Annotated in this window: 10 protein-coding genes; 7 read left to right on the top strand and 3 right to left on the bottom strand. The window is 40.9% G+C overall.

Features of this window, described 5'->3' with window-relative positions; all coding sequences use genetic code 11:
* The first annotated feature begins 149 nt into the window (after nt 1-149).
* From BMW86_RS32080 to BMW86_RS32055, 6 genes are all read left to right on the top strand, one after another.
* Nucleotides 150-3,320 (top strand): SusC/RagA family TonB-linked outer membrane protein, encoded by a 3,171-nt coding sequence (locus BMW86_RS32080; protein WP_089788036.1) that lies wholly within the window; start codon nt 150-152, stop codon nt 3,318-3,320.
* 19 nt (nt 3,321-3,339) lie between these two features.
* Nucleotides 3,340-4,968 carry a RagB/SusD family nutrient uptake outer membrane protein gene (locus BMW86_RS32075; protein WP_089788034.1) on the top strand — a complete coding sequence of 543 codons (1,629 nt, stop codon included), beginning with the start codon at nt 3,340-3,342 and terminating at the stop codon, nt 4,966-4,968.
* A gap of 39 nt (nt 4,969-5,007) precedes the next feature.
* Nucleotides 5,008-6,045 carry an IPT/TIG domain-containing protein gene (locus BMW86_RS32070; RefSeq protein ID WP_089788031.1) on the top strand — a complete coding sequence of 346 codons (1,038 nt, stop codon included), beginning with the start codon at nt 5,008-5,010 and terminating at the stop codon, nt 6,043-6,045.
* A gap of 10 nt (nt 6,046-6,055) precedes the next feature.
* A complete protein-coding gene (locus tag BMW86_RS32065; RefSeq protein WP_255373056.1) occupies nt 6,056-7,198 on the top strand; it encodes a glycoside hydrolase family 26 protein in 1,143 nt (380 codons plus the stop codon).
* Between the two features lie 54 nt (nt 7,199-7,252).
* The gene (locus BMW86_RS32060) at nt 7,253-8,425 is read left to right on the top strand and encodes a glycoside hydrolase family 130 protein (protein ID WP_089788026.1); all 1,173 of its coding nucleotides are present in this window, start codon (nt 7,253-7,255) and stop codon (nt 8,423-8,425) included.
* A gap of 115 nt (nt 8,426-8,540) precedes the next feature.
* Nucleotides 8,541-9,086 carry a putative glycolipid-binding domain-containing protein gene (locus BMW86_RS32055; RefSeq protein WP_089788022.1) on the top strand — a complete coding sequence of 182 codons (546 nt, stop codon included), beginning with the start codon at nt 8,541-8,543 and terminating at the stop codon, nt 9,084-9,086.
* 116 nt (nt 9,087-9,202) lie between these two features.
* On the opposite strand, the gene BMW86_RS32050 is transcribed toward BMW86_RS32055, so the two are convergent.
* Both BMW86_RS32050 and BMW86_RS32045 read right to left on the bottom strand, forming a co-directional pair.
* Entirely contained in the window at nt 9,203-10,903 is a 1,701-nt protein-coding gene (locus tag BMW86_RS32050) for a WG repeat-containing protein (RefSeq protein ID WP_089788020.1), read from the bottom strand.
* A gap of 189 nt (nt 10,904-11,092) precedes the next feature.
* Nucleotides 11,093-12,034: an NADP-dependent oxidoreductase gene (locus BMW86_RS32045; protein ID WP_089788017.1), complete on the bottom strand. Its 942-nt coding sequence runs from the start codon at nt 12,032-12,034 to the stop codon at nt 11,093-11,095.
* Nucleotides 12,035-12,120: 86 nt separating this feature from the next.
* On the opposite strand from BMW86_RS32045, the gene BMW86_RS32040 reads away from it, so the two are divergent.
* The gene (locus tag BMW86_RS32040; RefSeq protein ID WP_089788015.1) at nt 12,121-12,960 is read left to right on the top strand and encodes an AraC family transcriptional regulator; all 840 of its coding nucleotides are present in this window, start codon (nt 12,121-12,123) and stop codon (nt 12,958-12,960) included.
* Here BMW86_RS32040 and BMW86_RS32035 read toward each other — a convergent pair.
* Complete coding sequence (locus tag BMW86_RS32035; protein ID WP_089788013.1) at nt 12,957-14,294, bottom strand: alpha/beta hydrolase family protein; 1,338 nt, start codon at nt 14,292-14,294, stop codon at nt 12,957-12,959. The genes BMW86_RS32040 and BMW86_RS32035 overlap by 4 nt on opposite strands.
* Between the last annotated feature and the right edge of the window lie 73 nt (nt 14,295-14,367).

The following is a 14,367-nucleotide window of genomic DNA, read 5'->3' as shown; positions in this document are numbered from 1 at the left end:
AGTTCACATAAAGTCCTACTATATAGTAGTCTTAGGAGGTATTCAGGGTGAGTATTTCAGATTTTATAGAATTAATACATCTAAAAGATAAAAAAGTATTATTATCAAGTCCCAAATAAGAGCATCTTTGTTATAAATAAGTACACGTTATGAAAAAGTATCTACTAAGGGGGATTCCATCCATTCTTTTATGTGTATTGCTTCACCTTGCAGCCTTTTCCCAGGAAAAGAAGGTGAGTGGTACTGTAAAAGATGAGAAGGGTACACTCCTTCCGGGGGCGACGGTACTGGTTAAAGGCCTTAAAGTGGCTACCAGTACAGATGTAAATGGGAACTTCTCTCTGAATGTTCCGGAGGGGAGTAAAACGCTGGTTATTTCCTTTGTCGGTATGCAATCGCAGGAAGTACAGCTAGGTAAAAAAAGCACCTTTGATATTACTTTAAGCTTACAGTCCACGGCCTTAAATGACCTGGTTGTGATCGGTTATGGAACAGTGAAGAAATCAGATCTCACCGGCTCGGTACAAAAGATCGGCCGGGAGGATCTGATACGCAATACGCCTACCAATGCACTGGAAGCCCTGCAGGGTAAACTGGCCGGTGTGAACGTTACACAAAATGATGGTGCGCCAGGCGCCGGACTGAGTATCCGCATCAGGGGTTCTAACTCATTCCTGGGTGGTACGGAACCATTGTATGTAATAGACGGTGTTCCCTTCAACAATAGCAGCAGCGGTTCTACACCTGCATCTATCGGCGATGATGAGAAACAGACCATCAACGCCATGTCTTTTGTCAATCCAAGCGATATAGAATCCATTGAAGTACTGAAAGATGCTTCTGCTACCGCTATCTATGGTTCCCGTGGTGCGAATGGGGTTGTGCTGATCACCACACGCAGGGGCCGTACCGGGAAAGACAAAGTGGAGTTAAATATTAATGTGGGCATGTCAGAAGTGTCCCGCAGGATAAAAGTGCTGAATGCACATGATTATGCCTTATACCAGAATGAATCTTTTCAGAATGAGAACGATATAGAAGGTACTACCTATGATCTTCCCTATCCTGGTAAAGATATGCCTGTTTCAGGTTATCCCGATTCTACCTATTATGCTCCTGGTCCCAATGACTATGGTACAGGAACTAACTGGCAGGACCAGATTTTCCGTCATGCACTTTTCCAGAACTATTCAATAAGTATTTCAGGAGGTAGTGATGCGGGTAATCATAGTCTTTCATTCAATTACCTGGATCAGGACGGTACTATTCTTAACTCTAATTTTAAACGTTACAGTGTTAACCTGAACCTTAACAGGAACCTGGGTAAATATATTAAAATGGGTACGAGTACCATGGTGAGCCGCTCTATTATGAATGGCGTAAAAACTGGTACTACCAAAATTGATGATGTTTCTGCCGGTGTGGTAAGATCTGCTTTAACATTCCCTTCTACACAGGGATTGATAGATCCTGCAACCGGAGCTTTTTCCAGTGTGTATTTCATTACCAACCCTTATGTATATACGAGGGACGTGCTGAATAAAGTATCCAGTATCAACATCTTCACTTCCAACTATGCAGAAGCATCTATTACAAAGGACCTGAAATTCCGTCAGAATATTGGTTTTAACTATGCCTATAACTTACGTGACCAGTATTATCCAAGATCGGTGTATGAAGGCCAGAGCGTAAAAGGCTGGGGACTGAAAGCAGATGATATCTGGAGCAGCGTAGTGTCTGAAAGTTTGCTGACCTACGCGAAAAAACTGAATAAACATTCCATCAATGTGGTGGCCGGTGGTACTTATGAACGTACAGATGGACAAACGAAGAATATTCAGGCTAAAACATTCCCGAATGATCTCATGAAGAATGAAAACCTGTATGCAGGAGAGATACAGGTTACTCCTGTCAATAACAGGTATAGTGCCACTCTGGTATCCGGTCTTGTACGTGCTAACTATAACTACGACGACAGATACCTTTTAACTGCATCTTTCCGCAGGGACGGATCCAGCAAATTCGGTAAAGATAATAAGTGGGCGAACTTCCCTTCTTTCGCATTGGGATGGAAGCTGGTGAATGAGTCTTTTATAAAAAGCATAACAGCATTCAGCGACCTGAAACTACGTGCCAGTTATGGACAAACGGGTAACCAGGGTATTGGTTCCTATGCATCCTTATCAAAGCTGGCAGTCTATAACTATATATTAGGTGGAAGTGTACAAACCGGCCTGGCAGACGATTATTATTCAGGGCCAGCTAATAATAAACTGAAGTGGGAGACTACTGCTGCTTATAACCTGGGATTAGATGTAGGATTGTTCAGCAGAATCAATCTGCATGTAGATGTATATAAAAAGAAGACGGACGATCTGCTCCAGTATATTGTTACACCAAGTTCTACCGGTTTCGGCAAAGCTTTACGTAACTCCGGTTCTGTAGAGAATAAAGGTCTGGAAGTAGCAATAGATGGAACTCCTGTAAAAACAAAACAGTTTGAGTGGAATGTGAGTGCAAATATCGCATTCAACAGAAATAAGATCCTGAGCCTGGGAGGAGATGTGACGGAACAGTTTGCAGATAACATCTCTACGGGAGATGCTCCTTTTATTCAGAAAGTAGGCCATCCTATTGGTGCGTTGTATGGATATAAGGAAGACGGCTATTATGATAATGAAGCTGAAGTGAGAAGTGATCCTGCTTATAGTTCACAGTCTGATGCCATCGTGAAACGTACTATCGGAGAAATCAAATACAAAGACCTGGATGGAACTCCCGGTATCACTACAACTGACCGTACTTTTATTGGTAATGTAAACCCTAAATATACTTTCGGTATCACCAATAATTTCCATTATAAAAACTGGGACTTCAGCGTATTTGTAAGTGGTGTGCAGGGAAATGATGTAATCAATATGAACTACCGTTTCTTTGGTAACATCGGAGATTATAAAAATATTTCACAGAATATGTGGGATACCAGATGGCAGGCAGGAAAAGACAACAGTAATGCAGCCTGGCCTAAAGCTATTCACCAGTTCTGGCGTACCATGTATTTCTCCCGCAGATATATTGAGGATGGTAGTTTTGTGAAGATCAAGAATGTGAACCTGGGGTATAATGTACCTGTAAAGGTAATAGGTGTATCTGCTTTACGTGTATCGCTGGCAGTTAATAACCTCTACACGTTCACAAAATATACAGGATACGATCCGGAAGTGAACGGGTTTGGTGATAATCCCGCTTTGTTTGGAGTAGACCTGGGAGGTTACCCTGGCTCAAGAACTTACACTTTTAGTGTTCGTGCTAATTTCTAAACACGCAAAACTTATTAAAATGAAACGACTTCATATATTATTGATAGCTGCTGCTGGCTTACTTTTTACAACTTCCTGCAAGAAAACACTGGAAGAAAAGGCATACAGTTTTATTTCGCCTGATGATTTCTATTCCAGTGGTGATGATGCCAAAGTAGCAGTGAATGGTATTTATAGCGAACTCTATACCTATGACCTGTACCTGCAGCCATTCTGGAACCTCACATTGTTAGACGACGATCATGTATCGGGAGCTGACTGGTATCTGGGTGCTGCGGGCGCAGGTAACCCACAATCTTACTGGGGAATAGATCGTCCATGGGCCGGCCTCTATCTGATCATTGCCCGTGCCAATACTGTACTGGAAAAAGTACCGGGTATTGCATCAGCGAATATTACGGATGATCTGAGAAGCAGGGTAATGGGAGAAGCTTATTTTCTCCGCGGCTGGGCTTATTTCCAACTGGTTCAGCTATACGGTGGAGTACCACTGCGTATGCACTCACTATCTGTAGATCCTAACCAGAATGTTCCCCGTTCTTCCGTAAAGGCTACATATGATAGCATTATCAGTAACCTGAAGAACGCTGAATCTCATCTTTTCTATGCGAGCGATTCCCGTTCCGGCGAAACTGGCCGCGTAAATAAAGGAGTAGCACAAGGCTTCCTTGCCAAAGTATATGCAACCATGGGCTCCGGAGCATTAACCGGTAGTATTACCGTTCGTGGTGGTGAGGACAATGCTTTTTATCCTTATACAAAAACAGTTGTGGCCGGATATGATTCACTGGATAGTAAGGCTTGTTATACACTGGCCAGGGATAAAGCGCTGGAGCTGATAAACAGTGGCGAATATACGTTGTTTGATAACTGGGCTGACATATGGCTGAAAGCTAACCGGAACCTGAAAGAACATATGTGGGAAATACAATCGCTGGCAGGTTCTTCCTTCCTGAATGATCTGCATGCTTATTTCACGGCTGGTTCTTATCCTTTTGGTTTAGGTGCGGTGTGGATGACTAACAATCATTATCTGAATTATGAAGAAGATATTGATACCCGTGTACTGGATGGCGTTACACATCAGTATACTGCATATCGTGCAGTAAGTGCAGGTACTAATTACTATTATCCTTCCTGGAAATCGGCCAAATATAGTACCGATGCATCGGGTAATTCTTATTACAACAATGGTGGTACAGATGATAAAGCTTTTGTTACCAAATTCAGCGATGTTAGCAGTCCTGATGTGTCTACAAGCGATGCCTTTTTCCCTGTAATGCGTTATTCTGAAGTGCTGCTGTTATATGCAGAAGCAGAAAATGAAGTAACTGGTCCTGATGCAAACGCTTACCTGTATCTGAATAAGGTACGTCTGCGCTCGAAAGCAACAAGTGCACCAGCAGGTCTTAGTCAGGATGAGTTCCGCAGTTTTGTACTGGAAGAACGTGGACGTGAGTTTTCGCTGGAAAACATCCGTAAATATGACCTGTTACGCTGGGGTGTATATTTACAGGTGATGAATAAAATTTCACTGGGACAGAATAACATTTCCAAGGTAAGAACAACTAAAAATCTGTTGTTGCCAATACCTACCAGTGAATTAAGCGCCAATTCCGCTATTACTTCTAACAATCCCGGCTGGTAAGCTTAGGATATATTGTAAGAACATCATAAATCTTTTTCAATGAAACAACTTATCATCATCCGTCAACATCTTATTGTAAGGTTGTTCGCGGTGCTCTATATCAGCTTATGTTTTACCAGTTGTAAAAAAGATGCAAGCACTGATACCAGTGTACCTGTTATCAATGCCGTTACTACCACCACTGATCGTACTACTAGTATTAGTACCGGCGCTTTGTCGGAATGGGTGGAGATAAAAGGTGCGCACCTGGCTACTACACAGAAAGTATACTTTAACAATCTGGCGGTAGCATCTACTGATTTTTATGCTACTGACTCTACCGTTACAGTACAGATACCTGCTGAAATAGCAGATTCTGTAACCGGTAAAGTAAGTGTGATCACCAAATATGGTCAGGCAGATTTCACTTTTACAGTTCAGATACCAGCTCCGGTCATTTCTTCTTTTGATCCCGCAACCGGTGATGCCGGTACAACGGTGACCATCACGGGTAACTGGTTCCAGAACCTGCAAAGTGTAAAGATCGGTAGCCTGGAAGCAACGATCGTTGCCAGCACAGACACTACTATACAGATAACAGTGCCCACCAGCGTTGTACCGGGATACATCTACGTAACAACAGCTACCGGTGGTACTACCAAATCTGCCAATGCATACGGGTTCAGTTATATTTTGTATGATGATGCAGCCAATGCAAACTGGTGGTTTGGTAACTGGAGCTCTGATATGACACTGGGCAGCACAGAACAGGCGAAGAGAGGAAGTAATTCGATCAAAGTACAATACACTGGTGGTTATGGTGGATTTCAGTGTGCAAGTACATTGGATGTGAGCAGCTATCAGGGCATCAAAGTGTCTATCTATGGTGGCAGTGGTACAAAAGGGATGCAGGTAAAACTTTACATTAACGGCGTTGGCGGCACCAGTGTTTTACTGGCTTTATCAGAAGGGTCTTGGACAGATTACACCATTCCTTTCAGTCAACTGGGAAGTCCTTCTTCTCTCACCAATATCACCATACAGGAATTCAGCAATAATAACAGCCTGATATATATTGACGACTTCGGGTTATTCTAAAAGAAATAGCATGACAAGAACTTTTTATAGCATCATTATGGGCCTGGGATTAACTGCCGCCGGTATTCCGGTGGCAGGCCAGGAGTTACCCTCCGATAAGCAGGCTACTGTAGAAACAATAAACCTGTACAGCCATCTGAAAAAGCTACCGGAGAAAGGGTTTTTGTTTGGTCATCAGGATGATCTGGCTTATGGTGTTAACTGGAAATATAAAGAAGGTAACAGCGATGTGAAGGAAGTGACTGGGGACTATCCTGCGCTGTATGGTTGGGACCTTAGTGGGATTGAATCAGACCATGATACAGACCTGGATGGTGTACCATTTAAAAAGATGCGCCAATATATACAGCAGGGATATGAGAGAGGAGGCGTTATTACCCTGAGCTGGCATATGCCCAGTCCTGCAGGAGCTACCAAAGGGGCCTGGGATACCACACATGGTACCGTTACCAGCATTTTACCCGGTGGAACCAATTATGAATTATATAAAGGCTGGCTTGATAAAGCAGCCATTTATATCAAGTCACTCAAAGGTACCAAAGGAGAGGCTATTCCTATCCTTTTCCGTCCTTTTCATGAGCTGACCGGCAACTGGTTCTGGTGGGGACGCAATGCATGCTCAGAACAGGAATTTATTACGCTGTGGAGATTTACTATTTATTATCTGCAACAGGAGAAACACCTGCATAACCTTTTATACGTGTATAATACGGCAGGAGAATTTACAAAACAGGAATTCCTGGCCCGTTACCCGGGAGATGATATGGTGGACGTAGTTAGCTTCGATACCTATCAATATGATGATCCGCAGAAAAACGACTGGTTCGTGAAAAATACAAACAGGCAACTGGCATTGCTGGACAGCATTGCCACGGAGAAGAATAAAATATCAGCACTGGCGGAAACAGGGTATGAACAGATCCCATATGCCAACTGGTGGACGAAGACGTTACTGGATGCTATTGGAAATAACAGGATAGCTTATACGCTGTTGTGGCGTAATGCAGGATACAATGAGTATATGAAAAGGATGCATTATTATGTACCCTATGCAGGTCAGGTATCCGCGAATGACTTTATAGAGTTTTATAAGCAAGATAAAACATTGTTTGAAAAAGAATCAGCAGCATTGGATTTGTATGCTCCGTTATGATTCTTTACCTGGTACCAGAAATCTAAACTGCCGTAAGGCAACAAAAGTAAGTATATGAATTTTGAAAAGCGACTGCATGCATTACAACAGGCATCAGAAGAGCTGTTAACCAGACCTAACCGAAAAGAGCCATTGGGCAACGGTATTTACGACAGGTATATGTATCCTGTACTGACAGCAGCTCACACACCTATATTCTGGCGCTATGATCTCCGGGAATCCTCCAATCCTCTTCTGATGGAACGGTTTGGCATTAACGGTGTATTTAACGCCGGTGCTATCAAATACAAGGATAAATATGTAATGGTAGCCAGGGTAGAAGGGATTGACCGTAAATCATTCTTTGCTGTGGCAGAAAGTGATAATGGTATTGATAATTTCCGTTTCTGGGATTACCCGGTGCAATTACCTGAAACTGCGGAACCAGATACAAATGTCTATGATATACGCCTGGTACAGCATGAAGATGGCTGGATATATGGCCTTTTCTGTACAGAAAGACGGGACCCTGCTGCTGCCCCTGGTGATCAGTCGGCAGCTGTGGCGCAATGTGGTATTGTGCGGACTAAAGATCTGCTTCAGTGGGAACGGTTGCCTGATCTGATAACACCTTCTCCTCAACAACGAAATGTGGTGTTGCATCCTGAATTCGTACAGGGGAAATATGCATTCTACACCCGTCCGCAGGATGGTTTTATCAGTACCGGCAATGGTGGCGGTATTGGTTTCGGCCTGGCAGACAACATAGAGAATGCAGTGATTCACGAAGAAATGGTAATCAATCCTAAGGTATATCACACCGTATATGAAGGAAAGAACGGTTTAGGCCCTGCACCGATCAAAACATCCATAGGCTGGTTACACCTGGCTCATGGCGTGCGTAATACCGCTGCGGGTCTTCGTTATGTTTTGTATATGTTCGTGACCGACCTGAAGGACGTTACCAAAGTGATCCACAAACCTACAGGCTATTTCATGGCACCGGAAGGAGAGGAAAGGGTAGGAGATGTATCCAATGTGCTTTTTAGTAATGGCTGGATTGCTGATGATAACGGTAATGTGTTTATCTATTATGCATCATCAGATACCCGTATGCATGTGGCTACTTCTACTATCGACAGACTGGTGGATTATGCAGTGAATACACCGGAAGATGGTTTGCGCTCTGCTGCTTCTGTGAAGACTATCAATAGTATCATTGAGAATAACGGAATTAGTGTTATATAACGAATCATTTTGGGGAATGGTGTTCTAAAATAGTCCCGGTTGCATTTGCAGCCGGGATTTTTGTTTTGTAAACAACATTTCCCACCTGATTTTGTTACTTAACAAAGATCTGTATATGAAACAGGTAGTCTGGCAAAGTGATCTTCTTAGTACTACGGAGATGCTTTCTATTGAATACAATGGAGAATACCGGGCAAAGGGGAAAATTACCGGAGCATTAAAAAATCATCCGTTGCAGGTATCTTATGAGCTTGTAATGGATTATAACTGGCATATTATTTCAGTAGCGATCGAGGTGAAAGCGGAGAAGAGTTTTAAACTTTTCCTGGAAAAGAAGAATGGTAAATGGTATGATCTGCAGGGGAAATATTACCCTGATCTTGATAATGCTATTGATGTCGATATATCCCTGACACCATTTACAAATACTTTACCTATCAAAAGATTGAAGCTGACAGAAGGTAAAAAGGAAGAGATAACAGTTGTCTATTTCGATCTGCCGGAGGATATGTTCAAAGCCGTGACGCAAAATTACACTAATATGGGTAAGGGCCTGTATAAATATGAGAATATAAATAAAGGGTTCACATCTATGATTCAAACAAATGAGGATGGCTTTGTAGTAGACTATCCGGGGATTTGGCAGATGGTGTCCTCATGAACACTTCTGCTCTGATAATTACCGGGGTGCTTTAAAGTCTTTATTAAAACAAAGTCCCCAGGCGCTGTTTTAAACAGTACCTGAGGGACTTTATTTTATCATTTACTATATTACCGTTATTTACTGCTGCTTACAGGTGTTACAGTTTTCCCATACACCCTATACTGTTCAAAAGTACCTTTATACCCTACAAGGTTGCCTCCTTTATTGCTTAACGACTGATATTCAAATGGGAGTACTATTGTATTTTCATAAATAGTGCGGATACCATATTTACCATTCTTTCTAGCTATTACGAGATAGCTATTTATATAATCCAGCTCATCATATTCGAAAGGAATAATTATTTTGCTATCTGCATCCTCACTGCTTTCTACTACACCATACTTACCTTTTTTAACAGCTATAAAAGGAGATCTGTAAGAATCGCTATTGCGACCATTCGGATTGTAAGAGAGCAGATCATCATATAATACGTCCAGCACCATTTTACCACTGCTGTTGCAAATCCCGGTTTTCCCATCCAGCATAACCAGGTAATAAGTATTATAAGAATCATTCATCGAAATAGTTTTAATGTAATCATATTTCATAGGAAGCATAACAGTCAGGTCCCTCTTGATGATACCATATTTATTCTCTTTCTTGAGTAGAATAGCTTTTTCCCCAACATTAACAACGCCGTAATCAAACGGTAATATTACTTTACCGCTTAAATCAAACAGGCCTTTCAATCCATTTTTTGTGCCGCTGATAAAAGAAGAATAAGTTTTAGATAACCGATCATATTCAAAAGGAATAATTACATTACCATTCATACTACACATGCCATATTTGCCATCTTTAAGGCCGATGAAATTATAAACCCGCTCAGTATTACTGTTTATTCGTTCCAGTTTATCATACTCAAACGGCAGCAGTTTATTTTCCGACAAATCAATTACCCCCATGTGTCCATTTAGTTCAGCAATAGCAAAGTCATCATAGATATTTAAATAACTATACCAGTTTTTAAACGACGGTTTACCGTTCCAGTTAATAAGCGTATATAGATTATCCTTTGCTACCCGCAAATAATCATCACTATCAGTGTTGATACTACTGTACTCAATCGGAACTACTATCTTTTTACTCGCTACATTTACAAGACCATAAAGATCCCCCTTTTGAGCCAGGAATATATTGGGCTTATCGTGATAGGCTTTTTCCAGGCGGGTGTATTCAAAAGGAAAAATAATTTCACTTGTTTCCGTAATAATACCCACCTTATTTTTGAGAGTAGCAATATAATAGGTTTGATCATCCATAGTAAAACTGTTTAACAGATCGTAAATACATGGAATTATCATTTGTCCTTTTGAATTAATGGTACCTGATTTTCCATTAACTGTTACAACGGCCGTATTATTAGCACCATAAAAAGAAGCCCGGATATTTTCAAAAATAAAAGGTGTTAATTTCTTTTTAGTAGCGGTTTCTATAATAGCATAAACCCTGTTACTATAGTCTCCTTTGTAAACTATGCTGATACCTTTCTCTGAAAAGCTTTCAGAAAGATAATATAAACCATCACCATCACTAAAAGTACGGGAAGAGTTATCAGATATCGGAGCTTCTACAATTGCTACCATCTCTTCCATAACAGGTGCTTCCTCTTCCACTTGGGTCTCTGCAATTGCCTCTGCCTGAGGCTTTCCGGTAGCTGTCACTTTAGTACTATCTGCTTTTGTTACTTTACGAACAGGTTTCTTTTTCACTATCTGTGCCGTAGCATCCAGGCTGACAATCAGAAGAAAAGCAAGAACAATTTGCTTCATGAATAGTTTGTTTATAGGTTAATTGAATGTATTGTACAGGGATATAAAACCCTAGGTATAAATGTGTTAGAAATAATTATTGTCCCATATTGATTTTAAATATATAAAAAAACAAGGATTAATGGTAAAATAAAGTCCCCCAGATGCTGTTTTAAACAGTACCTGGGGGACAAGCTATAAATTTATTATTTAGATATTCACTACAACTTTACCAACTGTTCTTCCACTTTCCACCTGCAAATGTGCATCTGCCATCTGGTTAAAAGCAAAGCTTTTTGAAACATGAGATTTGATTTTACCGCTTTTCAACAGGGTGGCTAATGTGTTCATATCATCTCCGTCGGATTTAACAAGGATAAAACTGATACCGATGTTCCTTGCTTTTGCTTTCTGTGCCAGTGTCTCAGTAATCTGGGTGAGGATGCTGATGATCCTCCCACCGTCTTTAATGACATCTAATGACTGATCTATGCTTTCTGCACTCAGGGAGTCGAGTACAAAGTCAATGTCTTTGGTAGCGTCTTTTAATGTCTGTGACTTATAGTCAATATGTTCATCTGCACCCAGTGATAAAACAAAGTCTTTATTAGCAGCAGAAGAGGTACCAATGACATAAGCCCCCAGATGTTTTGCCACCTGCACTGCATAATGACCCACACCACCGGAAGCTGCGTGAATCAACACACGATCTCCGGCTTTAATACCAGCATTGCTAACCAGTACCTGCCAGGCGGTAAGTAAAGCAAGCGTGCCGGCAGCCGCTTCTTCATGAGAAATGTTCGCCGGTTTTAAGGCCAGATGTGCAACCGGAGCAGCCACATATTCTGCATATGCATTGCCTGTACCGGGAAAATTAACCATGCCAAACACTTCATCTCCTTCTTTAAAAAGATCGGATTTTGATGCTGTTACTATACCGGAAATATCCCAGCCTATGATGAATGTGGCGTCTCTTTTTATGCCTCCGTAACTATATACGCCCTTGCCTATACGTGTTTTCACATCTACCGGATTTATACTGATCGATTTCACCTGTACCAGTACTTCGTTTGTATTAATAGCAGGAGTGGGGATGTCTTGCAGGATCAGATTATCTGTTGATCCTGGTGCTGTTAAAGTGATTGCTTTCATATTTTTATTATTTCGATAAGGCAAATTTATACTGTATATACTCAGATAAATGGTATAAGTTTTCTATAATTTGGTATATTTGTAGCATGATAAAGGAAATTCTATACGAGCCTTATTCTATCAAGTTCGCTACCCTTGACGAAGGTCCTGAGACTGAACACAAGCATAGTTTCTTCGAATTGGTGTATATACAATCGGGAACGGGTACGCAGTGTATCAACAACAGCAGATCCAAATATCAGCCGGGGCATATGTTTTTGCTGACACCTGATGATTGTCATTCTTTTGATATAGCTACAACTACTGAGTTTTTCTTTCTTCAGTTCAATGATATCTATATCAAGAATAATGGACTATTATCAGAGAATATCCGCAGGCTGGAATATATTCTTCAGAATGCCAATCATCAGCCGGGATGTATTTTGAAAAACTTGCCGGATAAGACGTTGGTGAAGCCAATGGTGGAAGCTATTATACGTGAATATGTAAACAGGGATTTATATAACCAGGAACTGATACATCAACTGGTGAATACATTGATTATTATCGTGGCCCGTAATATTGCCAAATACTTACCAGAACAGGTGAATGTGGCAACAGAAGAAAAGGCGATGGATATTCTTCAGTATATTCAGCATAATATCTACTATCCTGAAAAGCTGAAAGCCGAGAGTATCAGTGATAATTTCAGGATATCAAATGCTTACCTGGGCAGGTATTTCAAGAAACATACGAATGAAACGATGCAACAGTATATTACTAATTATAAAACAAAGTTAATAGAGCATCGTTTAAAATTCAGTGATAAGCGGATAAATGAAATAGCTGATGAATTTGGCTTTACAGATGAAAGTCATTTGAATAAATATTTCAGAAAGCAGAAAGGGAAGAGCCCTAAAGCGTATAGGAATTTAGTCCGTTCTTAATTCATTTTATTTTCAATAGATGTAAGATCAGGGATTCCCTGAAATTCACTTTGTTGCTTCAGCCGGTTTTTATCTCTGAATCCATTTTCCACCGCTTTCAGTAAATCTTTCTCTGTATCTGACCTGCCTTCTCTGGCATCCAGAATAGCAGAAAAATACCAGGCTTCACTATTGGTAGCGTCAGCTAACTTATATAACTCTACGAAATAACGGGCTTCCGGATTTGCATTACCCGTGATAAAATGATTGCTGTATGAATAAAATGCCAGTGACAGATAAGCCAGTAACCTTTGATACATCGGGCTTTCAGTGGTTTTAGCAGTCGCCCCCGCTTTCAGATGATCAATAGTTTTTACCCAGTATGGCATATCTGCCTGTTCAAAATGCTGGCTATAGGTGACTTTTGTATTTTGTTCTACACTAAGTAACTGCTCCTGCATCTTATCCTGAGTTTTATAAAGCGGATCATTCGTAAGAGATGTTAGATTCTCATGAAACCGTGTTGCTTTATCAGTTAACCCATCCAGGAAACTGATGGAGAGCGTACATTCCTGTACAGCTTTTATCATTTTTTTTGCATGATAGAAGGTATCCAGTCTTTCTTTGCTTTTTTCAATATAGTCATTGATGAATTTCTCATTTTTAGGAATGATGTTTTTCTGCATAGCATCCAATTGCAAGCCTGCAAAAGCCAGGTTCATAGTACTGTCCGGCGCCCATTCATGTTTCCCATCAAAGAAAATAAGATGCTGCCTGGTTTGGGTGTTAACCAGGGCTTTGGAAAAGGCGACTATATCAGTGAGGTTCAGATCTCCTTCACCTGCAATAGCCGTGTAGCTGAAATTAAAATCAGCAGGAGAGGTGCCATCCGGCATACCTGCACCGTTGACGATCACTCCTTTAATAACGGGATATTTTAAGGCGATATAACCGGCTACTTTAGCTCCACCGGAGAACCCGCCTGTATAAATCCTGTTGCTATCGATCTTTAACCTGCTTTGTACATCAGCAGATAAATTATTCCAGATGTTTTCTGTGGCAGACCAGTCGTTCCCGTTTTTAGAATTATTACTACCAACTAAAATATAGCCGTAAGTATCCGCCAGTGATTTGTATTTATTTAAAGGCAGTTTACCATCAGCATGTGGATCGAAAAGATATATCACCGGTAAAACTTCCTTATTGCCTTTAGATGGGACGTATAAGGCATAAGATTGAGTAGCATCATTTTTACAGATAACAGTGTCTATTACCTTGCCCGTTTCAAAAGAGGCAGCAGAAGGCTTGTTAACGCAGGCACCGATGCTAAACATCAGGATCAGGTATATTTTCATACAATAATGAATGTGAAACGAAATATATAAAGAAATGTCCAGAAAGGCTCATTTGGCCGAAATTGTATAAAAT

The organism is Chitinophaga sp. YR573, assembly GCF_900110995.1.
Classification (GTDB): domain Bacteria; phylum Bacteroidota; class Bacteroidia; order Chitinophagales; family Chitinophagaceae; genus Chitinophaga.
This window is presented reverse-complemented; position numbering and strand designations above follow the sequence as displayed.

Excerpts from the sequence above, each read along its gene's own strand:
- BMW86_RS32035 (WP_089788013.1), bottom strand. The coding sequence starts at position 14,294 with ATGAAAATATACCTGATCCTGATGTTTAGCATCGGTGCCTGCGTTAAC.
- BMW86_RS32050 (WP_089788020.1), bottom strand. The coding sequence starts at position 10,903 with ATGAAGCAAATTGTTCTTGCTTTTCTTCTGATTGTCAGCCTGGATGCT.
- BMW86_RS32080 (WP_089788036.1), top strand. The coding sequence starts at position 150 with ATGAAAAAGTATCTACTAAGGGGGATTCCATCCATTCTTTTATGTGTA.
- BMW86_RS32060 (WP_089788026.1), top strand. The coding sequence starts at position 7,253 with ATGAATTTTGAAAAGCGACTGCATGCATTACAACAGGCATCAGAAGAG.
- BMW86_RS32040 (WP_089788015.1), top strand. The coding sequence starts at position 12,121 with ATGATAAAGGAAATTCTATACGAGCCTTATTCTATCAAGTTCGCTACC.
- BMW86_RS32075 (WP_089788034.1), top strand. The coding sequence starts at position 3,340 with ATGAAACGACTTCATATATTATTGATAGCTGCTGCTGGCTTACTTTTT.
- BMW86_RS32045 (WP_089788017.1), bottom strand. The coding sequence starts at position 12,034 with ATGAAAGCAATCACTTTAACAGCACCAGGATCAACAGATAATCTGATC.
- BMW86_RS32055 (WP_089788022.1), top strand. The coding sequence starts at position 8,541 with ATGAAACAGGTAGTCTGGCAAAGTGATCTTCTTAGTACTACGGAGATG.
- BMW86_RS32070 (WP_089788031.1), top strand. The coding sequence starts at position 5,008 with ATGAAACAACTTATCATCATCCGTCAACATCTTATTGTAAGGTTGTTC.
- BMW86_RS32065 (WP_255373056.1), top strand. The coding sequence starts at position 6,056 with ATGACAAGAACTTTTTATAGCATCATTATGGGCCTGGGATTAACTGCC.